At 70.8% G+C, this 24467-nt stretch carries 22 protein-coding genes; 8 read left to right on the forward strand and 14 right to left on the reverse strand.

The features are described from left to right. Positions 1-18 precede the first annotated feature (18 nt). Positions 19-693 (reverse strand): hypothetical protein, encoded by a 675-nt coding sequence (locus tag I8N68_RS13845; protein WP_200210363.1) that lies wholly within the window; start codon positions 691-693, stop codon positions 19-21. Positions 694-886: 193 nt separating this feature from the next. On the opposite strand from I8N68_RS13845, the gene I8N68_RS13850 reads away from it, so the two are divergent. Genes I8N68_RS13850 through I8N68_RS13860 form a run of 3 tightly spaced genes read left to right on the forward strand, consistent with a single transcriptional unit; the run spans position 887 to position 4280 of the window. Beyond that, positions 887-1411 carry a PadR family transcriptional regulator gene (locus tag I8N68_RS13850; protein ID WP_200210364.1) on the forward strand — a complete coding sequence of 175 codons (525 nt, stop codon included), beginning with the start codon at positions 887-889 and terminating at the stop codon, positions 1409-1411. Then, a complete protein-coding gene (locus I8N68_RS13855) occupies positions 1408-2088 on the forward strand; it encodes an ABC transporter ATP-binding protein (protein WP_200210365.1) in 681 nt (226 codons plus the stop codon). The genes I8N68_RS13850 and I8N68_RS13855 overlap by 4 nt, the downstream gene beginning before the upstream one ends. Continuing rightward, positions 2085-4280, forward strand: coding sequence for an FtsX-like permease family protein (locus I8N68_RS13860; RefSeq protein ID WP_200210366.1), 2196 nt, complete (start codon positions 2085-2087; stop codon positions 4278-4280). The genes I8N68_RS13855 and I8N68_RS13860 overlap by 4 nt, the downstream gene beginning before the upstream one ends. 83 nt (positions 4281-4363) lie before the next feature. Here the strand turns inward: I8N68_RS13860 and I8N68_RS13865 are convergent, their stop codons facing one another. The 3 genes from I8N68_RS13865 to I8N68_RS13875 form a co-directional block, all read right to left on the reverse strand. Continuing rightward, a complete protein-coding gene (locus I8N68_RS13865) occupies positions 4364-6199 on the reverse strand; it encodes an AMP-dependent synthetase/ligase (RefSeq protein ID WP_200210367.1) in 1836 nt (611 codons plus the stop codon). 143 nt (positions 6200-6342) lie between these two features. Then, positions 6343-6603 carry a hypothetical protein gene (locus I8N68_RS13870; protein WP_200210368.1) on the reverse strand — a complete coding sequence of 87 codons (261 nt, stop codon included), beginning with the start codon at positions 6601-6603 and terminating at the stop codon, positions 6343-6345. 152 nt (positions 6604-6755) lie between these two features. Further along, entirely contained in the window at positions 6756-8042 is a 1287-nt protein-coding gene (locus tag I8N68_RS13875) for an erythromycin esterase family protein (RefSeq protein WP_200210369.1), read from the reverse strand. A 136-nt stretch (positions 8043-8178) separates the two neighbouring features. Here I8N68_RS13875 and I8N68_RS13880 point away from each other — a divergent pair, with 136 nt between their 5' ends. Further along, a complete protein-coding gene (locus I8N68_RS13880) occupies positions 8179-8511 on the forward strand; it encodes a nuclear transport factor 2 family protein (protein WP_200210370.1) in 333 nt (110 codons plus the stop codon). 35 nt (positions 8512-8546) lie between these two features. On the opposite strand, the gene I8N68_RS13885 is transcribed toward I8N68_RS13880, so the two are convergent. Then, the gene (locus I8N68_RS13885) at positions 8547-10100 is read right to left on the reverse strand and encodes a GH25 family lysozyme (RefSeq protein ID WP_200210371.1); all 1554 of its coding nucleotides are present in this window, start codon (positions 10098-10100) and stop codon (positions 8547-8549) included. A gap of 259 nt (positions 10101-10359) precedes the next feature. Here I8N68_RS13885 and I8N68_RS13890 point away from each other — a divergent pair, with 259 nt between their 5' ends. Then, positions 10360-10659 (forward strand): hypothetical protein, encoded by a 300-nt coding sequence (locus I8N68_RS13890; RefSeq protein ID WP_200210372.1) that lies wholly within the window; start codon positions 10360-10362, stop codon positions 10657-10659. Between the two features lie 73 nt (positions 10660-10732). On the opposite strand, the gene I8N68_RS13895 is transcribed toward I8N68_RS13890, so the two are convergent. The 9 genes from I8N68_RS13895 to I8N68_RS13935 form a co-directional block, all read right to left on the reverse strand. Next, positions 10733-11245: a hypothetical protein gene (locus tag I8N68_RS13895; RefSeq protein ID WP_200210373.1), complete on the reverse strand. Its 513-nt coding sequence runs from the start codon at positions 11243-11245 to the stop codon at positions 10733-10735. Between the two features lie 83 nt (positions 11246-11328). Then, positions 11329-11799, reverse strand: coding sequence for a DUF4190 domain-containing protein (locus I8N68_RS13900; protein WP_200210374.1), 471 nt, complete (start codon positions 11797-11799; stop codon positions 11329-11331). Continuing rightward, entirely contained in the window at positions 11796-12200 is a 405-nt protein-coding gene (locus tag I8N68_RS13905) for a hypothetical protein (RefSeq protein ID WP_200210375.1), read from the reverse strand. The genes I8N68_RS13900 and I8N68_RS13905 overlap by 4 nt, the downstream gene beginning before the upstream one ends. Beyond that, positions 12197-14632 (reverse strand): AAA family ATPase, encoded by a 2436-nt coding sequence (locus I8N68_RS13910; protein WP_200210376.1) that lies wholly within the window; start codon positions 14630-14632, stop codon positions 12197-12199. The genes I8N68_RS13905 and I8N68_RS13910 overlap by 4 nt, the downstream gene beginning before the upstream one ends. A 133-nt stretch (positions 14633-14765) precedes the next feature. Further along, on the reverse strand, positions 14766-14903 hold the full coding sequence (locus tag I8N68_RS13915) for a hypothetical protein (protein WP_200210377.1): 138 nt from the start codon (positions 14901-14903) through the stop codon (positions 14766-14768). A 166-nt stretch (positions 14904-15069) separates the two neighbouring features. Next, positions 15070-15885, reverse strand: coding sequence for a ribonuclease HI (locus I8N68_RS13920; protein ID WP_200210378.1), 816 nt, complete (start codon positions 15883-15885; stop codon positions 15070-15072). Positions 15886-15896: 11 nt separating this feature from the next. Continuing rightward, complete coding sequence (locus I8N68_RS13925; protein ID WP_200210379.1) at positions 15897-16496, reverse strand: hypothetical protein; 600 nt, start codon at positions 16494-16496, stop codon at positions 15897-15899. 109 nt (positions 16497-16605) lie between these two features. Beyond that, positions 16606-18357 (reverse strand): DUF6119 family protein, encoded by a 1752-nt coding sequence (locus I8N68_RS13930; RefSeq protein WP_200210380.1) that lies wholly within the window; start codon positions 18355-18357, stop codon positions 16606-16608. Positions 18358-18455: 98 nt separating this feature from the next. Next, positions 18456-18986: a DUF4352 domain-containing protein gene (locus I8N68_RS13935; protein ID WP_200210381.1), complete on the reverse strand. Its 531-nt coding sequence runs from the start codon at positions 18984-18986 to the stop codon at positions 18456-18458. A 453-nt stretch (positions 18987-19439) separates the two neighbouring features. On the opposite strand from I8N68_RS13935, the gene I8N68_RS13940 reads away from it, so the two are divergent. From I8N68_RS13940 to I8N68_RS13950, 3 genes are all read left to right on the forward strand, one after another. Further along, the gene (locus tag I8N68_RS13940) at positions 19440-21128 is read left to right on the forward strand and encodes an HsdM family class I SAM-dependent methyltransferase (protein ID WP_307812819.1); all 1689 of its coding nucleotides are present in this window, start codon (positions 19440-19442) and stop codon (positions 21126-21128) included. Between the two features lie 118 nt (positions 21129-21246). Continuing rightward, entirely contained in the window at positions 21247-23211 is a 1965-nt protein-coding gene (locus I8N68_RS13945; protein WP_200210383.1) for a type I restriction-modification system subunit M, read from the forward strand. After that, on the forward strand, positions 23208-24458 hold the full coding sequence (locus I8N68_RS13950; protein WP_200210384.1) for a restriction endonuclease subunit S: 1251 nt from the start codon (positions 23208-23210) through the stop codon (positions 24456-24458). Before I8N68_RS13945 ends, I8N68_RS13950 begins: the two co-directional genes overlap by 4 nt. The last annotated feature ends 9 nt before the right edge of the window (positions 24459-24467 follow it).

The raw sequence follows: 24467 nt of genomic DNA on the forward strand, positions 1-24467 counted from the left end.
GTATCCGAGACCCCGCTGCTACATCGGGTCCGGACGCCGGGTCGTAACAGCCGGGTCGTCGTGCGGCGGCAGGGCGCGCCGCTGCCGCAGTCGCCGACGGGTCAGCACCGCACCCGCCGCGAGCGCGCCGACCAGCACCGCCAGCGCGATCGGCGTCCGTGCCGACCGGCCGGGCGCGGGATCGGTCGTGGCCGCCGCCGCCTCGTGCGGCGGGTCGGTGGCCGGCGTCGTCGATCCCGGGAGCAGGTAGGCGTTGCTGGCGAGCAGCGGATCGGCCGCCGGGAGCTGCGCGGCGGTGAGACTGACCAGGTTGCGGACCAGCGTGCCGGGCGCCGCGCCCGGCCGGACCCGCCCGGTGATGGTGACCCGCGGCGGTGTCGGAGCGGCGGCCAGCCGCACGTCCCCGAGGTCGCAGACCACGGTACGGACGTCCACGTCGCACCAGCCCGGCTCCGCCCGAGCGGTGACGCCGTCCAGATCAGCCGTGGTGGTGAACGTGATGCGCGCGCCGGTCAGGGTGGCCGCGCCGGAGATCGTGACCGTGTGGGTGACCCGCTGCCCGGGCAGCGCGCCGAACGGCGTCGAGGTCAGCACGGGGGCGGCGTCCACTGGAGCCGCCGGCGTCGGCGTCACGGAAACTCCCGCCAGGGCGGCGGTCATGGCCACCATCGGGGCGGCAACCGACTCCCACACGCTCACACTGTAGGCCCGCCCGGGGGTGTCCGCCGGCCCTCCCGCAAACCGGTTTACCGGTCCGGCGGCGCGGACGACCGTCATCGGCGCCCGTGCGGTCCCGCTAGAAGGCGGGCGCGGGCCGGACGGTCGAAAGTCGACGAACATCCTGAGGGTATATACGCGGGGTATACCCTCAGGGTAGTCTGCCGGCATGAGCGTTCCGCTAACCCTTCTCGGCCTCCTCGAACGGGAGCCCAGCCACGGGTACGACCTGAAGCGCGACTACGACGCCTACTTCGGCCGTGGCAAGCCGCTGCCGTTCGGTCAGGTCTACTCCACCCTCAGCCGCCTGGCCCGCGACGGCAAGGTGGTGATCAGCGAGGTCGGCCCCGGCGCCGGACCCGACCGGAAGCGCTACATCATCACGGACCTGGGCGCGACCGAGGTCGAGCAGTGGCTCACCCAGCCGGTCGAGCCGGAGCCGCACCTGCAGACGGTGCTCTTCGCCAAGGTCGTGCTCGCGCTGATGCTGGACCGCCCCGCCGGCGAGTACCTCGACACCCAGCGCAGCGCGCACCTGCAGCGGATGCGTGAGCTCACCGAGATCAAGCGCACCGGCAACCTCGTCGACGCGCTGCTCGCCGACCACGGCCTGTACCACCTGGAGGCGGACCTCCGGTGGATCGAGATGACCGGCGCCCGGCTGGACGCCCTGAAGAGAACGGTGCGGCCATGACCGTCGTGATCGAAGCACGCAACGTGGAGTTCTCGTTCGGCCAGACCCCCGCGCTGCGCGGCGCGACCATCGCCGTGGAATCGGGCGAGATCCTCGCCATCATGGGCCCCAGCGGCTCCGGCAAGTCCACCCTGCTGCACTGCCTGGCCGGCATCCTCGTGCCCGACTCCGGCGAGGTCCTCTTCGACGGGGCCCGGGTCGACTCCATGGCCGAGACCCAGCGCAGCAGCCTGCGCCGGGACCGGTTCGGGTTCGTGTTCCAGTTCGGCCAGCTCGTCCCCGAGCTCACCGCGGTGGAGAACGTCGCCCTGCCGCTGCTGCTCAGCGGGGTTCGCCGGACGGCGGCGCTGCGCAAGGCGTACGGCTGGTTCGAGCGCCTCGGCCTGGAGGGCATGGAGCAGCGCCGGTCGGGAGAGCTGTCCGGGGGACAGGCGCAACGCGTCGCCCTCGCCCGCGGCCTGGTCGCCGAGCCGGAGGTGCTCTTCGCCGACGAGCCGACCGGCGCGCTCGACTCGCTCACCGGCGAACAGGTCATGGACCTGCTGGTCGCCGCGGCCCGCGAGCAGGGCACCACGGTCATCCTGGTCACCCACGAGCCACGGGTCGCCGCGTACGCCGACCGCGAGGTCATCGTCCGCGACGGACGCGTGAACGCGCCGGCCGGGATCGCCTCGTGATCGGCTTCGGGCTCCGCCTCGCCGTGGCCGGCGGCCGGGAGGCGCTCACCCGCCTCGCCATCATCGCCGCCGCCGTCGCGGTGGGCGCCGGGCTGCTGCTGGCCACCCTCGCCGGGATCAACGCCGTCAACGCGCAGCTCACCCGGTACGCGGCGACGTTCCCCAGCGCCTCGACGGGCGGCGACGCCGATCCGCTGTGGTGGTCGACGCGGGAGGACTACTTCCACGGCGAGCAGATCATCCGGATCGACGTCGCCGCGACCGGAGCGAGCACGCCCACCCCCATCGGCATCCCGACGGCGCCGGGGCCGGGGGAGTACTACGCCTCGCCCTCGTTACAGAAGCTGCTGGCCGCCCACCCGGCCGGCGAGCTGGGCGACCGCTACCCGGGACGTGACCTCGGCACGATCGGCCCGGCGGCACTGGCCTCGCCGGACGCCCTGGTCGTCATCGTCGGCGGCACCCCCGACGAGGTCGCCGAGCTGCCCCACGCCCGGCAGCTCACCAGCGTCGGCGACAAGACTCCCGCGCTCCCCGAGACCACCGTGGACCTCATCCTGGGCGTGATCGCCGGCGGCCTGCTGTTCCCGGTGCTGATCTTCATCGGCACGGCGACCCGGCTCAGCGCCGCCCGCCGCGAGCAACGCTTCGCCGCGATGCGCCTGGTCGGCGCGACGCCGAAGCAGATCTCGATGGTCGCCGCGGTCGAGGCGACCGCCGCCGCCGTCGCCGGTACCGCCCTCGGTTTCCTGCTGTTCTACGCGTTCCGCGGCTCGCTCGCGAACATCCCGTTCACCGGCATGCCGTTCTTCCCCGGCGACATGTCGCTGGGCATGCTGGACATCCTGCTCGTCGCGCTCGGCGTCCCGGCCGGTGCGGCGGTGGCGGCGCAGGTCTCGCTGCGCCGCGTGCGGATCTCGCCGCTGGGCGTCACCCGGCGGGTGACCCCCCGCGCCCCGCGCGCGTACCGGCTGATTCCGCTCGTGCTCGGGGTCGGTGTGCTGGCCTTCGCCCTCGGCCACCGGCCGGAGACCTCCGACGGCCAGACCGCAGTGTTCCTGCCCGGCCTGCTGCTCATCATGACCGGCCTGGTCCTGGCGGGACCGTGGCTGACGATGGTCGGCGCCCGGGTCATGGCCCGGTACGCCAGCCGGCCAGCTTCGCTCATCGCCGCGCGACGCCTCGCCGACAACCCGAAGGCCGGCTTCCGCGCGATCAGCGGCATCATGCTCGCGCTCTTCGTCACGAGCGTGGCCGTCGGCGTGATCACCACGATCGTCGCCAACCGCGGCCCGGCGCAGATCGGCTCCACCGACGCGGGCACCCTGTCCACCGTCTTCGTCGAGAACCCGCCGTCGGGAACCGACCCGGTGCTGGCCGACCTCCGCGCGATCCCCGGCGTGCGGACCGCGACCGTCGTTCGCGAAAACCCGATCATCACCAAGGCCCGGCGCGACCGGTCGTGGGCGACGACGGCACTCCCGGCCGAACCCGGGGTGATCGCGTGCACCGACCTCCCGAAGGCGTACGGACGGTGCGCGGACGGCGCCTCCGTGGCCGAGGTGCCGATGGAACTCGTTCCCTTCCGGGGATCGGCGTCGTCCACGAGGGTCTGGCCCGCCGCATCGGTCCCACTCGGCGACCTCCAGCGGTTGCCGGTGACGTCGATCGTCGTCGGCACGGATGGCTCGGCCGCCGCGGTGGAACGCTCGCGCACGGTCCTCGAGTTGGCCTACCCGGCCTTCTGGGTCGGCCCGAACGTTCCCGGCGACTTCGAGTCGGACTTCGCCGACACCCTGCGCGGCTGGCAACAACTGGCGAACGTCATCATCGTCGCCAGCCTCGCACTCGCCGGCTGCAGTCTCGCGGTCAGCGTGGTCGGCGGTCTCACGGAGCGTAAGCGCCCGTTCAGTCTGTTGCGACTCAGCGGTGCGCCGGTGGGGGTCCTCCGACGCGTGGTCGCGCTCGAGAGCGCCGTACCGATGCTCGCCGTCGCGGCGGTCGCGGTCGGGATGGGCTTCCTCGCCGCACAACTGTTCCTCAAGGCGCAGATGGACTACACGCTCACCGCGCCGAGCCTGAGTTTCTACATGATCGTCGTCGTCGGGTTGGCAGCCTGCCTCGGCATCATCGCCGCCACCCTGCCGCTGCTGGAACGGATCACGGGACCGGAGACCGCCCGCAGCGAATAGTTTCCCTCTACGCATTATCGCGCGAGCACCAGGGCGGGCGCCGGGTCACCGGCGCCCGCCATCCCCCCGGGGCCATGCCGCGTTCAGTGGCCGCGGTAGAGGGCGTCGATCTCGGCGGCGCGGCGCCGCTGCACCGCCTCGCGTCTGATCTTCAAGGTCGGAGTGAGTTCACCGGTGGACTCGGTGAAATCATCCGGCAAGATGCGGAAGGTCTTGATCGCCTCCGCCTTGGAGACCGACCTGTTGGCTTCGTCGATCGCGGCCTGGATGTCGCCGCGCAGGGCGGGGTCGTCCCGCATCTCGCCCACCGCGGCGTCCGGACGACCGTGCGCGCCGCGCCACCGGGACCACGCCTGCGGATCGATGGTGACCAGAGCGGCGATGTACGGCTTGGCGTCACCGACGAGCATGCACTGGCTGACCAGGGGATGGGCACGGACCTGATCCTCGATGGGTGCGGGAGCGACGTTCTTTCCCGCCGCGGTCACCATGATCTCCTTCGTGCGTCCGGTGATGCTCAGGTAACCGTCGTCGTCGAGGTTGCCGAGGTCGCCCGTGCGAAACCAGCCGTCGGCGGTGAACGTCTCCTGGGTTGCGGCCGGGTTGTTCCAGTAGCCCTGGAACACCACATCGCCGCGAACAAGGATCTCCCCGTCGTCGGCGACAGCCAACTCCACGCCCGGTAGCGGTCGGCCGACGGTCCCGATCCGCATCGCGGAGGGCCGGTTCGACGTCAGCCCCGCGGAGGTTTCGGTCAAGCCGTACCCCTCCAACACCGTCAGGCCGGCCCCGCGCAGAAAGTGCCCGAGCCGCTCACCGAGGGGGGCGCCGCCGACGATCGCGATGCGACACCGGCCCCCGAACGCCGCCCGCAGCTTCCGGTAGACCAGCGGGTCGAGGACACGCCGGATCAGCCGCAGGCCCACACCCGGGCCGGACGGGGTGTCGAGCGCCCGGCTGTACCGCACCGCCACCCGTTCCGCGACGCCGAAGAGCCAACCCTTGCGCTCGTCGACGGCCTTCTGCCGGGCCCGGTTGTACACCTTCTCGAACACCCGGGGCACCGCGAGGATGAACGTCGGCCGGTACCGATGTAGCCGCTCCAGCGTGCCGCCCATGCTGGCGCTGTGCACCATCGTCGCCCGGGTCTGCACGATCCCCACCTGGATCATCCGGGCGAAGACGTGCGCCAACGGTAGGAAGAGCACCGTCGAGGCCCCCTGGTTGAACAACTCCGGCAGCACCCTGACCGCGTTGCCGACGTCGAGGTGGATGTTCCGGTGCGACAGCACGCAGCCTTTCGGCCGGCCCGTCGTCCCGCTGGTGTAGACGATCGTCGCGGTGTCCCCGCCCGACACCGCGCCACGTCTGTCCTCGACCCGCTGGACGTCGACCGTCCGACCCTGCTCAGCCATCTGGATCAGGTCACCGGATTCGATCTGCCAGACCTGACGCAGCTCCGGCAGCCCGTCGCGCACGCCGGTCAGCAGCGCCGCGTGCTCGGCCGTCTCCAGCACGCACGCCACCGCGCCGGAGTCGGCGAGGACCCAGGCCAGCTGGTCGGCACTCGAGGTCTCGTAGACCGGAACCGTCACCGCCCCGATCGCCCACACCGCGTAGTCGACGAGCGTCCACTCGTACCGGGTCCGGCTCATCAGGGCCACCCGGGCCCCCGGCTCCACGCCAGCCGCGACGAGACCTCGGGCCAACGCCAGCACGTCGTCGCGGAACTGCCGGCAGGTCACCGTCGCGGTGTCAGCGGTCTCGGACCGGTGCACCGGCCACGACCGGGCGTCCGGGTCCGGGCGCAGAAACTGGACCATGTCCGGGTTCCGCTGCGCGTTGTGCCACACCACATCGGCCAGCCCCACCGACTCGCCGCCGGTCATCTCCGGCGCCACCCTGACGACTCCCCGCATGCCCGTACGCCCCTTGGCTCTCCACCGATGCGATGTTCCTGGTCGTGCCGACCGCGCGGCGGGCCGCGCGGGAAGCTGCCCTCCAGCGCGACCCGCGCCGCGGTCGACGGCGGGCCGAGGCCCCGACACTCGCTGCCGACGCCCTAGCGGCTGCTCTTGAGCTTCTTGTGGAGCTGCTCGGGATCACGTGCGAAGTCGATCCCCTGGTCGCGCGCCCGGGAGAAGTCATCGATCATGTGCTGCACCTCGCCCGGGGTGAACCGTCGGTCCTCGTCACCCTCCTTCTTCAGCCACTTGATCACTTCGTCGTAGCCCTTCCAGTCCCGCTTGCCCATCAGGCGCTCGATGTCCGTGACGTCGTAGTCCTTCTGCATGGCCTGGCTGGACGGGTCGTGGATCTTCATCACCTGCTCCTCCCGTTGGGACGGTGCTTCGCCGCGCGATTGCCCGTGGCGTACGCGGACAAACGGCCGGGGTCTCAGGCGTCTGCCGGCGAGCGCTGGTGCCAACCCGGGTTCCTGCCCCGTCGGCCCGACACGATCGCGGACCGCGCTCGTCAGACCCCGGAGGGGTAGCTTTCGGGCTCGGCCAGGCTGGTGGGCCGGACGCGCAGCGGGCGGACGGCTTGCGACTCGTCGATCCAGCAGAAGGCGTCGTAGCGGTCGCCGAGCACGGTGGGGACGTAGTTGCCCCAGCTCTCCCGTTCCGGGTGGTAGACGACGCCGATCGCCCGATGGTCGAGCTCGTCGGTGAGCAGGTCGGGGCGGCTGTCGCGGGGGAAGACGAACAGGGCCTGCGGCGGCGCGGCGCCGTGCAGGGCCTCCTCCAGTGAATGCCGGCGTCCGGGCGGCACCGGCATCACCTCCATCGGCGCGCCCCAGGCGTCGCCGGCGACGACCGTGCCGTGGTGGGTGCCGAAGCCGACCAGCACCACCTGGTCCGGGCCGTACCGTTCCCGGGCGAGCTGGCCGATGTTGACCTCGCCGGCCTCGGCCATGTCCGTGGCGCGGGCGTCACCGACATGGGTGTTGTGCGCCCAGACGATTGCCTTCGCCTCCGGCCCGTAGTGGTGCAGGAGCCGGTCGAGGCTGTGGTCCATGTGCCGATCGCGGACGTTCCACGACTCGCGGCCACCGCGGGCCATCGTCCGGTAGTAGCGCTCGGCCCCGGCCACGATCTCGGCGTTCTGCCAGGCGCCGAAGCGGTCCGCGCCGTCGGCCACGGCCCGCTCGCGCAGCCGGACGAGCAGGTCCACCACCTCGTTCTCGCAGTTCGTCGGCACGATCCGGGTCGCCAGCGCGTACTGCTGCGGGTCCTCTTCATAGGGCTGGAAGCAGCGGAAGGCGGCCAGCGCCACCGGCACCTGCTCCGGATCGTGCTCCCGCAGCCAGGTGAGGATCTCGCGCAGCGACTCCCACAGCGAGTACACGTCCAGACCGTGGAAACCGGCCCGGGTGTCCTCGTCCACCCCGGCGTTGCGGGTGCGCAGCCAGCGAGTGAAGTCGATGATCTCCTCGTTGGCCCACATCCACGTCGGCCAGCGCTCGAAGGTGGCGAGCGCGTCCCGCGGGTCGGTGGGCGCGTCGGGCAGGCAGCGCACGCTGCGGTCCACCCGGTCGCAGTCGGGCCAGTCGCCCTCGACGGCGACGAACGAGAAGCCCTTCTCCTCGATCAACCGTCGGCTGATCGTCGCCCGCCAGGTGTAGAACTCATGCGTGCCGTGGCTGGCCTCGCCGAGCATCACCACCCGGGCGTCACCGACCCGGTCCAGCAGCACGTCCAGGTCTCCCGGGTCGTCCAGCGTTGCGGCGAGCCCGGCCACCTCGTCGTCATAGCGTCCCATCATCTGCGGCCTACCCGCTTCGCCGCAGGTCATGCGAGCCGAGCGGGGCCCGCCATCGCGCGGGCGGGGGCCGGCGGCCGGACGAATGACCGGTGTCCGGTCGGGTACGCCGGCTGCCGGACCCGAGGAGAGGCACATGACCAGCACCGTTCCCGCCGTGATCGACCGCTACTACCGGCTGATCGGCGAAGACGACATCGACGGCTTCGTCTCCTGCTTCACCGACGACGCGATCGTCGCCGACGAGGACCGGACCTACGAAGGCCCGGCGGCGATCCGGGCCTGGCGTGAGCGAACCGCGGCCGAGTTCCACTACACGGCCGTACCGGAGTCGGTGCAGGAGGAGGCCGGGGGCAACATCGTGGTGACCGCCCTGGTCTCGGGCACGTTTCCGGGCAGTCCGGTACGGCTGCGCCACCGGTTCACGATGCGTGACGGCCTGATCGGCGCCCTCGACATCCGGCCGTAGCACCCGTCGAACCGCCGGTACGCCCGGTCTTCAGGTCAACGGGTCAGCCGGAGGAACTTCTCCCACGACCCGACGACCGTCCGGCTGGCGATCAGTGGGGAGGCGCCGGCGTTCTCCGCGCTCACGTAGCGGCTGTTCGCGTTGGCCAGCAGGCTGACCGTGCCGTCGGCGTTCGTGATGATCCGGAACTTCTCCCAGGCGCCGATCGCGGTCCGGTTGGCGATCAACGCGGACGCACCGGCGCTCTCCGCGGTGACGTACCTCCCGTTGACGCGCGCCCGGAAGGCCACGAACCCGCCGCCGGCGTCGACCTGGTCGAACTGCTCCCAGCTGCCGGCCGCGGTCCGGTTGGCGATCAGCGGCGAGCTGCCGGCGTTCGGGGCCGTGACGTACCGGAGGTTCACGTTGGCGAGCAGGTGCACCAGGGCCGGCGGCGCGACGAACCGGAATTTCTCCCAGGAGCCGATGGCCGCCCGGTTGGCGATGAGCGGCAGGGTGCCGGCCTTCTCCGCAGTCACGTAGCGGTTGTTCGCGTTGGCCAGCAGGCTGGCCGTGCCGTCGGCGTTGGTGATGATCCGGAACTTCTCCCAGGGGCCCACCTTCGCCCGGCTGGCGATGAGCGGGGAGGCACCGGCATTCTCCGCCGTGACGTATCGGCCGTTCTCGCGGGACCGGTATGCCACGAACCCGCCGCCGACGTCGACCTGGTCGAACTGCTCCCATGGACCGATGGCGGTCCGGCTGGCGATCAGCGGGGAGGTGCCGGCGTCCGCCGCGGTCACGTACCGGTTGTTGATCGTCGCCAGGAGGCTGGTCGCCGGACCGCCGAGCAGGCGAGCCAGCGCCGCGTGGTCACCGTTGAAGACGTCCAGATCGGGCGTGGAGAAACCTGAGGTGGGGATCAACGTGCCCGCGGCGTGCTGCCAGATGGCGAAGGACGACCACCCGGCCGGCAGCGGTGGCGGATTCTGCGAGTAGTTGGCGATGAACAGCGGGTTCGCCGCGAAGGTCGTGTTGCTGGCCGTGCAGGGGTTCCACCAGTTCGTGTTGGTGTAGATCATGGCCTGCCGGCCGGTGCGGGCGGCGATCTCGGTGACGAAGTCCCGGACCCACGCCACCAACTGGGCGGGCGTCATGTTGTAGCAGTCGTTCAGGCCCCAATCGGTCCGAGGCCACTCGAGGTCCAACATCGGCGGCAGCGTCCGTCCATCGGCGACGTACGGGGCGAAGTCGAGCAGGATGCCGGCCTGCTGCTTGCCGCTGCTGAGATCCGGCCGGGCCCGGTGGTACGCCCCGGCGTAGAGGCCGTTGGCTCGGGCGCCGGCGTAGTTGGTGGCGTAGTACGGATCAGGATTGTTGTGCGACACCGGCTGGCCGTCCTGCTCGCTGGCCCGGATGTAGGCGAACGTCGCGCCGCCCGCTGCCATCGCGGCCCAGTCGAGGGAGGGCCCCTGGAAGTAGGACACGTCGACGCCCCTGATCGGGTATCCGGGGGGCGTGGGCAGTGCCCGTGCCGGCGCGGCGACCCCGACCAGTGCCCCCAGCCCCAACGCCGCACCCAGCAGAACCGCCAGACCTCTGCGTACCATGGCTCGCCTCCGCCACCAGGGGCGCTACGCGCCCGTACGGAGCGTAACGGTGGGCGCGGCGCGGGCGGATCGGCCGCCGGTCCATAGTTGAGTCTCCGGACAGGTCGCATCGATTGCCGTGCGGCGTCGCTCTCAAGGAGCCGCTGGTGCGCTCCCGGCGGGACGCCAAGTTATGATCTTCCGTGTGAGAGGCCCCTACGGGGCCTTTCGTCGTTTCCGGGGACCAACGCCGTTTACACGGCTCGTGAGGAGGCTGCCAGTGGGCTACCACGTGGTGATCGAGACGGACACCGTCAGCGGTGAGCCGGTGGACATCTATCGGGCGGACGAAGCCGGCGGGCGGCTGGCCCCGCTGGGCCCGAGCTTCTTTCAGCAGGGTCCGCAGGTGAGTGTGACCCTGTACGTCGAGGGTGACGACGTCGGAGACGTGTTGCGGTCCGGTGTGGAGTCGGCGCTGCGGGCCTTCGAGTCGGTGGGGGAGCCCCTGACGATGCGCTCCGTGGCCCTCTACACGGAAGCGGAGTTCGACCGAGTCTTTCTGAGCGACGTTGTGTCGTAGCGGCGCAGGCCGCGTCAACGGGCGGATTCGTTGACGTGGCCACCACCAGACCGGACGCCCGGCTTCGACAAGGTCATTCGGACCCGCCGGTGGCAGTGGAGGCCGCGTCCTGACCCTTCCGCGCCGCGTCCAGCAGGCGGTCGAGGTCCTCCCGCGACCTGCCCGTCGCCGTGGCGAGCGACCCCAGCGGGTCGGCGTGCCCGCGACCGGCCAGGTCGACGAAGACGGCGAGCAGGTCGGCCTCGAAGCCGTCGGCTGTCGCACCGCGGGCCTGGGCGAGCTCGGCGAGCCGACCCTCGATGTAGCGCCGCACCATCACCTGGTACCCCCCGACGCTCGGCAGCTCGTGGAATTCGGCCACCATGTCGTCGACCTGCCGCGCGATCCGGTGCAGGACCGCCGATGTGACACCACGCCCCTGACCGTCGGGCGCCGCGTCCCCGGCGATCCGGATGACGACCTCGTCCGGGCCGGTGATCTCGGTCGATCCGGTGTCGGTGTGCCATCGTGCCCTGACGTAGCAGCCGTTGTCCTCGCGGGACAGCTCAACCGACCGTACTGCGCGACCGTGATTTTCCTGGGACATCCCACACGTCTCGTTCCGGCGCCTTGTGGGCGCCTCCTGCCCGGCCACGGTGGAGGCCGGTGTTGTCCGTAGCGACGCCCGGCTCAGGGCGTCGGAGTGGCCGCGCCCATGACGCTGCCGAAGAACATCAGCACCGTGAACGCGACCATCGGGCCGACGAAGACGTAGCCCAGGACGAGACCGGCGACCGCCATGCCGTGCCCCGACCTCGTGCCGTCCCGGGTTTCCCGCAGGCCGATGTGGCCGAGGATGACGGCCAGGATGCAGGGCAGCCCGAACAGGCACCAGCCGCCGAGCACGCCGAGAATCCCGAGCACCAGCGACGCCGTCGCTATGCCCGACGTCGGCGGCGCCTGCACCGCGATCCGCTGCACCGCCGGCGGGTAACCGCCGGCCTGGTAGGGCACGGCCGAGACCGGCGGGTACGGGCCGGGCAGGCCGGACGCCGGCGGGTACGGCCCGGGAACGGCGGACACCGGCGGGTACAGCCTCGGGACCGCGGAGACCGGTGGCTGCGGGCGGGTGGGGTCGGGGCCGGGCTGCGGGTACGTCATCGTTCGGGTTCCGATCTTCCATTGAGTTGGGTGAGCAGGACACTCACCTCGGTGTGCAAGCGACGCAGCTCGGCGGCCGTCGGCGCCAGCTCGTAGCAGTGGTGGTGGGCCGCGGTCGACAGGGTCGCCCAGGTGAACGCGACGCGGCGGGCGACGCCGACGCCGGGCCCGAGCCGGCCGCGCAGCATCAACTGCTTCGCCCGGCCCTGCCGGCACGAGGCAACCGTCGGCTTGACCCGCCGCCAGTAGGCGTCGATCCCGCCCTCGAGAGCCAGCCGGATCAGACAGGCGCACGCCCGGGGCCACCAGCCGGCGGTCACCGCCGCCGTGCCGAGGGCGCCGGCGCCGCGCAGCAACTGGTCGGCCGCCGCCAGGCAGCGCTGGGGCGTCGGCGCGGTCACGACAGGGCCGCCGCGAGGTGGCGGGCGTCCGCGACCAGGTCGGGCAAGTCCGCCAGGTACGCCCCGTGCACGCCCTCCTTGCACGCCTTGTACGCGCCCACGGCCCGCGACCCGTACCGGCGACTCAGATACCCGAGCACGTCACCGCCCCGGTCGGCGTCGTCGAAGACCGCCAGCGCGACGGTGGTGGTCAGCCGCCGGGACGCGTCCACGATTGCCGCCTCGATCTGGTCGTGCGGCACCCCGCGGGCCACCCGCTGCCGCCAGACGATCCGGTGGCAGGCCGCCTCGATCGCCGAGCGGCAAAGCTCCGCCACCACCGGACCGCGCACCTCGGCGGCGATCTCCTCGTTGCGCGACAGCGCGTACGCGTCGTCCAGGTAGCGGGTCACCGGGTCGGAGCCCGGCCGCAGTGTCACCACCGACCGTTCGGCGCGGGTCACCTCGACGATCCGGGCCCGGCCCAGGTTCAGCCGCTCCACCGCCTCCGGTAGCCGGGTGTCGTGGGTGAAGACGACCACCTGCCGCTGCTCGGCCAGCTCGGCGAAGACCCGCGCCAGCCCGTCGACCTTCGACGGGTCCATGCTCTGCACCGGGTCGTCGACCACGATGAACCGGAACGGGCTCTCCGGCGCGCAGCCGCGCGGCAGGAACGTCGCCAGCCCGAGCGCCTGCATCTCACCCTGGCTCATCACGCCCAGCGCGGTGCCGTTGTCGGTGCCGTCCACGCTGACCGGGAAGACCACCCGCCGCCGGGTGTTCGCCCCCTCCAGGGTCATCGCCCCGAGCTCGACGTTGCTCTCCTGGCGCAGCTGCGCCCAGATCCGCTGCGACTGCGCGGCGAACGGCGCCACCCGCTGGTTGCGCAGCTCCGTCGCCGTGGCCTTCAACCAGTCCCGGGCGGCCTTCAACCGGGCGAGGGTCCGCTCCCGCTCCGGCAGCCGCCCGGCGGCGACCAGCCACCCTCGCAGGTCGGCCGCCGCGGCCTGCCAGCCGGTGTCGCGCTGGCGCAGCAGACCCTTCGCGTACGAGCGGAGGTCCTCCGCCGCCGCGACGACCGCCGGGTACCGGGCGCTCAGGTGCTCGGCGAGTTCCTCCGGTCCGCCGGGTGCCAGGCGCAGCGCCGCCACGGCGTCGCGCAGCTTGGCCAGCGGTACGTCCGGCGCGTCCGCCTCGGGCACGTCCAGGTCGTCGATGAGGTGGTGGGCCCGCTGCACGAGCGTGTTGAGCCGGGCGGCGGTGGCCTGCGCGGCCAGGGTCCGGTCGCGCAGCTCGTCCAGCGCCGCGGCGGCCCGCGTCCGCCAGTCCCCGTCGAGACGGCCGGTGGCGCAGACCGGGCAGGCGCCGTCGCCCCGGTCGTCGTGGTGCTCGATGGCCAGCCGCAGCAGCTCCGCGCTGCGCAGCGACGCCCGCGAGCGTCCCCCGTCGTGCCGGCGGGCGTTCGCGGCGGCGTCCCGCAGCTGCCCGGCGAGTCCGGCCACCTGGTCGACGTCGGGCAGCGACAGGACGGCCAGCCGCCGGCACAGCAGCACGGTCGCGTCGGCGGTCGGGTCGTCCGGCTCGTCGAGGATCGCGGCCAGCGCGGCCAGGTCCGGCCGGTTGGCGGCGAGCAGTCCGGCCGCCCGGCGGGCGCGGTCGTCGTCCACCGGCCCGAGCAGCCCGGCGAGGGCGGCGCGCTGGGCGCGTACCTCCTTGATGGCCGCGTCGACGGGCCGCGCGGCGGCCATCAGCCGCCGGTCGGCGTCGGTGATCGCCTCCAGGCCGAGGATCGCGAAGAGCGCGTCGAAGAGCTGGCTCTGCGTGCCGGCGGCGAGGCGGCCCAGCTCGGCGGCGGTGAGGAACGGCCGGTAGAGCCCCAGCGGCCGGGCCAGACCCAGCTCGTCGAGGTCCGCGTGGCGGCCCTGCGCGCTGGTCACGGTGGTCATCGCGTCGCCCAGCTCGCCGTCGGCCGGCCAGGACCGCACCACCTGGGTCGGCGTGGCGGTGCCGTCGACGCGCAGCTCGACGCCGATCCGGCACACCTCCGGGTGGTGCAGGTTGCGCCACCCGGTACGCCAGACGCTGTTGCGGTCGGCCCAGCGGGCGCTGTCGCCGGTCAGGGCCAGCTCCACCGCCTCGGCGAAGCTCGACTTGCCGGAGCCGTTGCGGCCGACCACCACGGTCAGCCCGGGACCGGGCTCGATGGTGAGGGTGCGCTCGGGGCCGACGCCCCGGAATCCGGCGACGGTGACCGAGGAGAGCCAGATGCCCTCCCGTGGCTCGTCAACGCCGGCGGGGCGCGGGTCCAGGCTGGTGGGACGACCGGACAGTGCCGCCGCCAGATCGTCCTCGCTGCTGTGCGCGGCGAGGACCAAGTCGGCCGTCTCGTCGGGTACGTGGTCGGTGGCGAGCCGGTCGAAGATCAGCTCGACCAGCGGTTCGGTGCGGTTCATCAGGCGACCTCCGACGGCTGCTGATGCGGGATTGGGGAGGGCGTGCGGGGCCGACGGTTCCGGCTTGGGGCCGGGTTCGCCGGCGGTGGTGGTGCGGCGACGCTGTGAAGTTCTGTCGTTAATCGATCGGCGGTCAGACCGGCAGCGCAACATGCCACTCGCGCCGGAACGCCTCGACCAGGTCGTGCCCGCGGGGGCGTAGACCAGGCCCTGCCCAGGGCGTGCGTCGCGTGCGGTTGAGGAGGACCGGATCGTGGCGGGAGATGGTCATGGTCGCCTCCAGGCGTGTGGTGTCCGCAGGTCGGCTCGTCGTCGACCCGCACGGGTGAGCGGTGGATGGGGAGCGGGCGGGTAGCCGCAAGGACGCTGTGGAGCTGATGTCGTGGATGGATCAGCGGTGAGCAGGCGACCGGCCGGTCGCGGGGCCGGGCGGGAGATCAGCGAGCGAGGCTGGCGTGCCAGTCGCTGAGGAACGCGTCGACCAGGGCGTGCGCCCGCGGGCGTACGTCGAACGTTTCGTCGAGCCGGCGGCGAGCCATGTGGCACAGGCCATCGGCGGCCTCGTTGAGGGCGTGGCCGACGTGCCCCTTGACGTGCTGGAAGCACAGGTCCGGTCGCTGGCCCACCGCCTCGGCGAGCCGGACCAGAGTGGGCTGGGCGGCCCACCGACGCGCACGCAGGCTGTACCCGGCCGGCATTGCCCCGGTGTCGCGGGCCTGCCAGCGGTGCAGGTACCGCAGGGCGACGAGGCTGTCCAGCAGCACCGTCATCCCCGCCGGCACCTCGTCGTACGCCGACAGCAGGAAGTCCACCGCCCGCAGCTCGTTGATCAGCACCCGGGCGACGCCGGTCGGGTCGAGTCGGCCGGTGCCCCGGCTGCGCAGGCCGTAGTGGCCGTCGCTGACGACGTACCCGATGCCGCCGGCGCGGCCCTTCCAGCTGGCGTCGGTCGCGGCGACGAGCGGCGCGGACCGCCCCGCCCAGCGGCCGATCCGCCCGCGACCGCGCTGCTGGTTCGGCTGCGGCCGGCAGGCCGCGCCGTGCCGCGCGGCCAGCCGGTCGGCGGTGTCCAGCAGCTGCCGCGTCGAGCCCAACTCGTCGTAGTAGGCGGTGAGGGCGAGGTTCAGGGCGTCGCCGATCTGCTGGCAGTCGTCGCACCAGGTGGGGCGGACGTAGGCGCGCAGGGCGACGGCGCGGTCGTGCAGGGGAGTGGGGAGCAGGTGCAGGGCGCGGAGGAACTCATCGGGACGCACGACGCCTCCCCTCAGAACTCGGAAACGTCGGTGACGGCAGCGGTCAGCTTGTCGCCGGAGCGCTTGGTGCTCGCCATCTCCTCCTCCTGCACGGAGGCGGAGTCACCGGTCACCTCGAAGGTGTTGATGATCGGGTCCTCGGCGCCCTTGACCTGGTAGGTCACCTCGTACGTCTTGGACGGGTCGAGACCGGTGCCGGTGTAGGTGACGTTGATCCGGTAGGTGATGTTGCAGCCGGCACTGCCGAAGCACTGCTTGCTCAGGACCTTGACCTTGAGCTTGAAGTCGTCCTTGGTCGGAGTCTCGTAGGTGGGGAGCGGCGGTTCGGTGGTCGCCGGCGCCGCAGCGGCCGTGGTCGGGGCCGAGGTCGTGGCCGGCGGGGTCGGAGCAGTCGAGGTGGCGGCCACATCCTGACCGGGCTTGTCGCCGCTGTTGGCCGTGGCCAGCAGCGCGCCGCAGCCGCCGAAGCAGAGCAGCAGCACCAGGACCACCCCGCCGACGATCCATCCGATGAGCGGCGGCTTCTTGCGACGGGCGACGGGCTGCGGGTTCTCGGTCTCGGGGGTGCCGGACTGAGCATCGGACGGCGGCTGGAACTCGGGCTGGGTCACTACTCTCTCCTCAGAGGTGAGTGGGCAGGGGTGATCGGCCCGGCTTGGTCCAGCCGGGCGGGTTGGCTTCGGGAGTTCGATCGGGGTTGGGAGCAGACGTCGTGCTGGATCAGGTGGACGGGATGCCGATGACCTCGACCTCGACGCCCTCGGTGCGCAGCGTCTTCATCGCCTGGTAGAGCGCGACCTGGGCGAAGGTGAAGAGCGAGTCCACGGTGACGGTCCGGCCCGACTTGAGGGCGATGGCGTAGACGACCTTGCGCGGCCGGAAATCCCCAGCGAGGTCCGGCGCGTTGGGCTGCCGACAGACCAGTTCGAGGAACCTGGCGCGCGCCTCCTCGTCGTAGCGCAAAGCCTCAGCTGAGGTGATTCCCTGGGCGAATAGGTGGCTCAGCGGGGAGCTGCTCGAGGCCCGCTTGACGTGGATCAGCTCGCCGTCGGGACCCAGCAGGTCACACGCCTCGATCCCCCGCGGGTGCTGTGCCGTGCGGAGAAGCTTCTTGTCCAGCAGGACTAGCTGCTGGTCGCGCTTGGCGGCCGTCCGGTTGTAGGCGTCCTCGTCGGGAAGGTCGCTGGTCCACGGCGGCAGGACGATCTCGGACGGCCGGTCCAGGATCTGAGCGATCTCCTGGCGCAGGAACTCGCGGTGCCGGTCGCCGATCTCGTACCACTTGCCCTCGTGCAGCAGCAGGTGACTGGTGCCGACGGCCACCTCCGCGGTGATCCAGCGGGACACCGGGGTCGACAGCATCTCGTCGGTCCCGCCCGCGTCGCCGTAGAGCGTGATCTTTCCGTTGCGCAGGCCGGTCCACCGGTCACCGTTCAGTGCCTCATTGGTGTGGGCGAGGATCGTGGCGAGGTCCAGCTCCGTGGTCAGGCTGGCGCGCCGTACCGACTTCGGCACCTGGATCCGGTACGACCCGACATGCTCGATGTCGGCGATGAGGTCGCCCGGCACGGCCACGCCGAGCTCGGGCGGTTCGGCCAGCGCCAGCCGCTGATCCATGGTGTCGACGAGCTCCGGCATCCGGGGGTCGGACGCCGGCACTGGGCGGATCTGCGTGATGAACTCCAGGTCGGCCAGCGGAGACTCCTGCCGGCACACCCGGTCGATCTCGCGCAGGTCTGCGAGGAGTCCCTCAGGCTCGACGCAGAGGGGGATGCGCAGTGCTTCACCGCCCTCGACCTTGACCGGCCTGCCGGTACGGCGGCACGCCGTCAGGTTCGGGTTGTCCGTGCGTCCGCAGACCTGGCCGACTATCTCGCCCCACTTGTCGATGCCGTACTTCCAGATGGGCTGACCGCCGGGCACCAGACTGCGGTCCACCCGTCCGCTGGCTCCGACGACCCGGCGGCGGACCTGGCGGATCTCGCTCGGCAGCAGGGCCCGGACCGCGAAGGACACGCCGAAGGTGGCGTCAACCTTCTCCTGCTCGACCATGAACCGGCCCAGGGTGCCGTAGGCCAGGGCGTACGTCCGATCGTCGACGGCCAGGAGCAGCGCGCCGCCGCCGCTGCTGTAGCCCAGGTCCACGTCCTCGCCGATGAGCCCGGCCAGTACGTCGCACCACTCGGCCCGGGCGCGCGGCACGGTGCCGTGCACCAGGAGCGCCGGCGCGTCGGCGACCCGGCGAGGCGTCGGCTCGAAGCCGTTCTCCCGCAGGTAGTCCCCGTTCAGCGCGGCCACGAGCCCGTCGGCAGTGGGCGGAACGGTGAGCCGGTAGATGGTGGTCGGGTAGGTGCCCGGAGGGGCCGGCGGCAGTGGGCACTCGAACAGGGCAGGCTGGTTGGGGGAGCGGCGCCGGCGGTCCTTGCGGACGATGCTGCCGGTGGTGCTGGCACGGTTCGTCGCACTACGCATGTCGATCTCCTCGCATAGAGATTCGTGATGGCGGAGGTGCGGTGCAGATTGCGCCGGGGGAGGGCTTCGCGGGTCCCGCCCCCCGGGCGCGGACGAGGTCAGCTCAGGGCGACGGTGACGCCGCCGGAGAACGGCGAATCGTGCAGCTCGAGCTTGGCGAGATTGACATTCTTCGGGATGTCGAAGACGACCACGCCGGTGACCTGGTTGCCGGGGTTGATCTCGTTGAGGAACGTCTCCGCGTTCTGGTTGGCGTAGATCGCGGCGCCGTTGTCCGAGGAGTACTCCGTGCCGTTGGCGGCGTACGCCTTCTGGCTGCTGCCGTCGAACATCTGCGACTCCTTGCCGATGTTCTTGACGTTGATGGTGACCAGGCAGAACTGGCCCTGCGCCTTGGCGCCGACCAGGCTGCTGCCGAGCTTGGCGACGCCGCACTTGGCCGACTTCACCGTGAACTCGAACTTGCCGTCCCGGGCCGGCTGGCCGATCTTCGCGACCTTCGGCTTGTCGTCGCCCTTGGCGCCGCCGGCGTCGGCCTTGCTGCTGGTGGCGTCGTCGGTGGTCCCGGCGCCGCAGCCCAGCGCGACGAGGGCGGTGGCGAACAGGGCGAACGTGGTGGTCTTGCGCATCGTTTTCTCCTGCTGAAGAGGTGGGCGCGCGCCAACGCGCCGCGGGGGTGTAGTCCTGAATGCCCTCGCCGTGTAGCGGGAAAGCTCCGCCAGTACAGCACTGCGTGAAAACACTGTCAACCACGATATTGCCAACCGCCACGCGCAGCACTAAAGTCGGTCTGGCCACGCCGCCGCCGAGGAGGAGCCGAACAGATGCCACAGGTCACCGCCGCGGAGATCTCCCGCATGGTCGGCGTCAGTCGGGCGACCGTCAGCAACTGGCGCCGCCGCCACCCTGAATTCCCATCACCTTCAGGCGGGACGGAGACGAGCCCGGCGTACGACCTGGACGCCGTGCGGTCCTGGCTCAGCTCGCGAGGTCAGCTACCAGCGGAAACCCCGGCGGAGGAGCTGCGAGCGGCCTTACGTGACCACCCGCAGACGGCAGACCCGACACGGCTGTTGCCGTTGGTGATCGCCGCTCACCGGCTGGACCGCGCCGACCTCGACCAGGTACTCGACCTGCCCGACGAAGGCCTACCCCGCCGTGCCACCGACCTCGTGGCCGATGCCGAGACATACGGCGACGATGACGTTGCGGTGCTGCGGGCGCTGCTGCGCTGCGTGCGAGGCGAGGGCGCGCTGGCCGCCGCCGACATTCTCGCCGAACGCGGCACGGACGAGCCGGCCACGACGGGCACATACCGAACGCCGGCAGAGGTGGCGGACCTCATGGCCGATCTCCTGCCCGGTCCCGACGGGCGCTTCCCATCCGACGTGTACGACCCGGCCTGCGGATTCGGCGGGCTGCTCACCGCAGCAGCCCGGCACGGTGCCCGCCGGCTGTATGGGCAGGATCTGCTCCCCACCCAGGCGGCGCAGGCCGCGACGCGGCTCGGCCTGCAGGACGGCGACGTGCTGACCGACATCCGCAGCGGCGACAGCCTGCGGGACAACGCATTCCCCGCGCTGGCGGCCGACGCGGTGCTGTGCAATCCGCCGTACGGCAACCGCGACTGGGGCCAGGACGTCCTGGCGTACGACCCGCGCTGGGTCTACGGCCTGCCCCCGAAGGGTGAGCCAGAGCTGGCCTGGGTCCAGCACTGCCTCGCCCACCTCGCACCCGGCGGGCGCGCGGTCCTGCTGATGCCCCCCGCCACCGCCGAACGCACCTCCGGTCGGCGGATCAGGGCGGAACTCGTGCACAGCGGCGCACTCCGGGCGGTGATCGCGCTGCCGGCCGGTGCCGCACCGCCCCCGCACATCGGGTTGAACGTGTGGGTCCTGACACGACCCGCCGACCCGTCTCCGGCGCCGGAGAGCGTGTTGTTCGTCGACGCCGCCGGTCCGGGCCGGCAGAGCTGGGAGTCGGTTCGCAAGGCGGTGCTCGGCGCCTGGTCGGCGTACACGGAAGGGGTCTTTGAAGCTGTGCCGTCCGTGGCGCGCGCGGTGCCGGTCGTCGACCTGCTCGCCGGAGCGACCGACCTGGCCCCGGCCCGGCACGTCCAGTCGGTGACGACCGCGCTCCGGCCCGCCGACCACCTGCAGGAGGTACGCCGAATGCGCGCCGAGCTGCGGCGCGCGGCGGATGCGCTGATCGGCGTGACCGACCGGGGTGAACGATGGGCGACGGCCGGCGAACAGCCGCGGAGCTGGCGTACCACCGCTGTCGCGGACCTGCTCCGCGGCGGGGCGTTGACGTTGCTGCGCGCTGTTCCCGCTGGTCGCGCCACCACCGGCGACTCCGACATCGAAATCTGGGCGGGGGACGTCATCCTGCCGGAGTTGTTCACCCGCCCGTACCGCGCGCGGGTCGCCGACGCCTCCGACGACGGCCGAACGCTGCGCCGACAGCATCTCCTGCTGCGGCCCGACCCGCAGCGCCTCGACCCGTGGTTCCTGGCCGGCTTCCTCAGCGCGGAGGAGAACGTCAACGCGGCCGCCACCGGCAGCACGATCGTGCGGGTTGATGTCCGCCGGCTGCGGGTGCCCGTCATGGCGCTGCTGGAGCAGCAGCGGTATGGGCGCGGCTTCCGGCAGGTGCAGGAGCTTCGGGCGGCGGCCGACGCAGTTGGCCAGCTCGTTGAGGAGACCGCCGCCGCCCTTGGCATCGGCCTGACCGGCGGAGTGCTGCTTCCGCCGGACGATGGCCAGGCGTAACCGATGTGCGCTGCCACCGATCGCGGCGCTCCCGCTACGGTAAGACCCGCTCCATGCCGGAACTTGTAGGACAAATGGCACTCCATCACCGGACGAGTAGTGAAAGCGAGCTGTTCACGTGAGCACCCACCAGAGCCTGGCCAGTTTCATCTGGTCGGTTGCCGACCTGCTGCGCGGCGACTACAAGCAGTCGGAGTACGGCAAGGTGATCCTGCCGCTAACCGTGCTGCGCCGCCTGGACTGCGTCATGGCGCCGACCCGCAAGGCGGTGTGGGATCGCGACGCCTCGCTGAAGCTCACCAACAAGGATCAGTTGCTGCGGATCGCGGCCGGCCTGCCGTTCTACAACACCTCAAAGCAGAGCTTCGAGACCATCGGCGGGTCCGCGCCCGACGTGGCGAAGAACCTCACCGACTACATCAACGGCTTCTCCCCGAACGCCGGCGAGATCATCGACAAGTACGACTTCCACACCCAGATCGCGCGGCTGCAGTCGGCCAAGCTGCTCTACACGGTGGTGCAGAAGTTCCGCGACATCGACCTCAGCCCGGAGCGGGTCGACAACCACCAGATGGGCTATGTCTTCGAGGAGCTGATCCGGCGCTTCTCCGAAATCTCGAACGAGACGGCCGGTGAGCACTTCACCCCGCGCGAGGTCATCAAGTTGATGGTGAACCTGCTCATCGGCCCGGACACTGAGCACCTCAACGAGCCCGGCAAGGTCATCAACGTGCTCGACCCCGCGTGCGGCACCGGCGGCATGCTGTCGGCGGCCGAGGACACCATCACCTCCCTCAACCCGCACGCGAGCGTGAAGCTCTTCGGTCAGGAGCTCAACCCCGAGTCGTACGCCATCTGCCGCTCGGACATGATGCTCAAGGGCCAGGACCCGTCGAATATCCACCTGGGCAACTCGTTCAGCGACGACGGCCACGAGGGCCGGCGCTTCGACTACCTGCTGGCCAACCCGCCCTTCGGCGTGGAGTGGAAGAAGGTGGAGCCCGAGGTCAAGGAAGAGGCCAAGCTCGGGCACGCGGGCCGCTTCGGCGCCGGCCTGCCGCGCATCAACGACGGCTCGTTCCTCTTCCTCCAGCACATGATCTCCAAGATGGAACCGCCGGAGAAGGGCGGCTCCCGCATCGCCATCGTCTTCAACGGCTCGCCGCTGTTCACCGGCGCTGCGGAGTCCGGCGAGTCGAACATCCGCCGCTGGATCCTCGAGAACGACCTGCTCGAAGGCATCGTCGGCCTGCCGGACCAACTCTTCTACAACACCGGCATCTCCACGTACTTCTGGATCCTGTCCAATCGGAAGGCCGAGCGCCTCAAGCGCAAGGTGATCCTGCTGGACGCCCGCGACCAATGGGTCAAGATGCGCAAAAGCCTCGGCGACAAGCGCAAGATGATCTCCGAGGAGCAGATCGCGTACGTCACCCGGCTCTACGGCCAGGCGCTGGCCATCGCGACGGACGAGTCGCACCCCGATCACGCTAAGGTCAAGGTCTTCCAGACCACCGACTTCGGCTACCAGCGCATCACGGTGGAACGGCCGCTCAAGCTCCGCTTCGAGGTCACCGAGGAGACGCTCGCCGCGCTCGCGGAGAGCAAACCCCTTTCCCGGTACGCGTACCGCGACGCGCTGATCGGCGCGTTTAAGCCGCTGCTCGGCACGGTATGGCGCACAAAGGCCGAGGTCAAGGACGCGCTGCACACGGCGGCGGTCGCCGGTGGCGCGCTGTGGCCGACCGGCGCCCCCGGGAAGGCCATCATGGACAGCGTCTCAGTCGGCGACCCGGACGGCGAGGTGCAGACGGTCAAGGGCGAGGTCGTCCCCGCCCCGGACCTACGCGACTACGAGAACGTGCCGCTTGCCGAGGACATCCACGAGTACTTCGACCGCGAGGTGCGGCCGCACGTCCCCGACGCCTGGATCGACGAGAGCAAGACCAAGATCGGGTACGAAATCCCCTTCACCCGTCACTTCTACATCTACAAGCCGCCACGTCCGCTAGCCGAAATCGACGCGGAGCTACGCGAGCTCGAAGCCCAGATCCAGGCGCTGCTGACCGAGGTGACGTCTTGACGTTCCCTCGTACTCGCCTCAAGTTCCTGCTGTCGCGAAGTGACGCCGGAGCATGGGGAGACGATGCGCCCGATGATGACGGCGTGCCGGTTCTACGCTCGACCGACATTGACTTGCTTGGTCGCATCGACGGATCGAATGCCGCGATTCGGCGCCTGTCGGGCCGAGAGAAATTCGCGACTCGCTTGGAGCGCGAGGATATATTGGTAGTTAAGTCGAGTGGCAGCGACGCGCATCTTGGGAAGTCCGGCTATGTGGAGTCGTCCGACACGCCGGTGTACTTCTCGAACTTCCTGCAACGGCTGCGCGTCGTGGCTCAGGTGGAGCCCCGGTTCGTTTGGTATTTCCTGAATAGCCAAGACATGAAGTCCCAAATCCGAGAAATAAGCTCGACGACGACCGGTCTGCAGAACCTTACTGGCGGCGTTCTTGGCGAGGCGGCGGTGCCGTGTCCGCCGCTGTCCGATCAGCGGCGGATCGCCGACTTCCTCGACGTCGAAACCGCCCACATCGACGAACTCGATGCCGCGCGTTCCCGACATTTGGAGCTTTTGCAGGAGCTATCGGCGGCGCACGTGGCATCCGCCTTTGAGCTTGAGGCAACAGTCCCCAAAGTTAGGCTCGGCTATCTAGCCACCATCCAGACGGGCGTCACCGTGGATGCCTCCCGCTCGGCCGGTAGTGACGCCGTCACCCGACCGTACCTGCGCGTCGCCAATGTTCAGGCTGGCTATCTCGACCTGAATCAGATAACAGAGATCACCGTGCCGCGGCGCCTAGCCGCCGCTTCCACCCTGCAGGCGGGTGACGTCCTGATGACAGAAGGGGGGGATCTTGACAAGTTGGGACGCGGAACCGTGTGGGAGGGTCAGATTGAAGGGTGCCTGCACCAGAACCATGTTTTCGCCGTGCGAGTGAACAGGGGTGCGCTTGACGCGGACTACCTGGCAATGTTGACGCGGGCCACACCCGCGCGAATTCATTTTGAGAGCACGGGCAACAAGACGACTAATCTAGCGTCGACCAGCAGTAGCAAGATTCGTGAACTGCGGGTGCCACTTCCGCCGATCAGTCGGCAGCGAGCGGTTGTTGCGGAAGTCAAGGCGGCTCTCGCGGCCATCGAAGCAATCGCTTCGGCGGTGCGCTGTCAACGCAAGCTGTTGGCGGAGCGGCGCCAGGCGCTAATCACTGCGGCCGTGACCGGGCAATTCGACGTCACGACAGCGGGCTGCGTGGGTGCGGAATGAAAACTTGAG

It is taken from the genome of Micromonospora coerulea, assembly GCF_016598485.1.
GTDB lineage: Bacteria > Actinomycetota > Actinomycetes > Mycobacteriales > Micromonosporaceae > Micromonospora > Micromonospora coerulea.

Coding starts and splice junctions, on each gene's coding strand:
- I8N68_RS13865 (WP_200210367.1), bottom strand. CDS start 6,199: ATGCGGGGAGTCGTCAGGGTGGCGCCGGAGATGACCGGCGGCGAGTCG.
- I8N68_RS13915 (WP_200210377.1), bottom strand. CDS start 14,903: ATGACCATCTCCCGCCACGATCCGGTCCTCCTCAACCGCACGCGACGC.
- I8N68_RS13930 (WP_200210380.1), bottom strand. CDS start 18,357: ATGCGTAGTGCGACGAACCGTGCCAGCACCACCGGCAGCATCGTCCGC.
- I8N68_RS13850 (WP_200210364.1), top strand. CDS start 887: ATGAGCGTTCCGCTAACCCTTCTCGGCCTCCTCGAACGGGAGCCCAGC.
- I8N68_RS13855 (WP_200210365.1), top strand. CDS start 1,408: ATGACCGTCGTGATCGAAGCACGCAACGTGGAGTTCTCGTTCGGCCAG.
- I8N68_RS13895 (WP_200210373.1), bottom strand. CDS start 11,245: ATGTCCCAGGAAAATCACGGTCGCGCAGTACGGTCGGTTGAGCTGTCC.
- I8N68_RS13880 (WP_200210370.1), top strand. CDS start 8,179: ATGACCAGCACCGTTCCCGCCGTGATCGACCGCTACTACCGGCTGATC.
- I8N68_RS13900 (WP_200210374.1), bottom strand. CDS start 11,799: ATGACGTACCCGCAGCCCGGCCCCGACCCCACCCGCCCGCAGCCACCG.
- I8N68_RS13935 (WP_200210381.1), bottom strand. CDS start 18,986: ATGCGCAAGACCACCACGTTCGCCCTGTTCGCCACCGCCCTCGTCGCG.
- I8N68_RS13910 (WP_200210376.1), bottom strand. CDS start 14,632: ATGAACCGCACCGAACCGCTGGTCGAGCTGATCTTCGACCGGCTCGCC.
- I8N68_RS13875 (WP_200210369.1), bottom strand. CDS start 8,042: ATGGGACGCTATGACGACGAGGTGGCCGGGCTCGCCGCAACGCTGGAC.
- I8N68_RS13885 (WP_200210371.1), bottom strand. CDS start 10,100: ATGGTACGCAGAGGTCTGGCGGTTCTGCTGGGTGCGGCGTTGGGGCTG.
- I8N68_RS13870 (WP_200210368.1), bottom strand. CDS start 6,603: ATGAAGATCCACGACCCGTCCAGCCAGGCCATGCAGAAGGACTACGAC.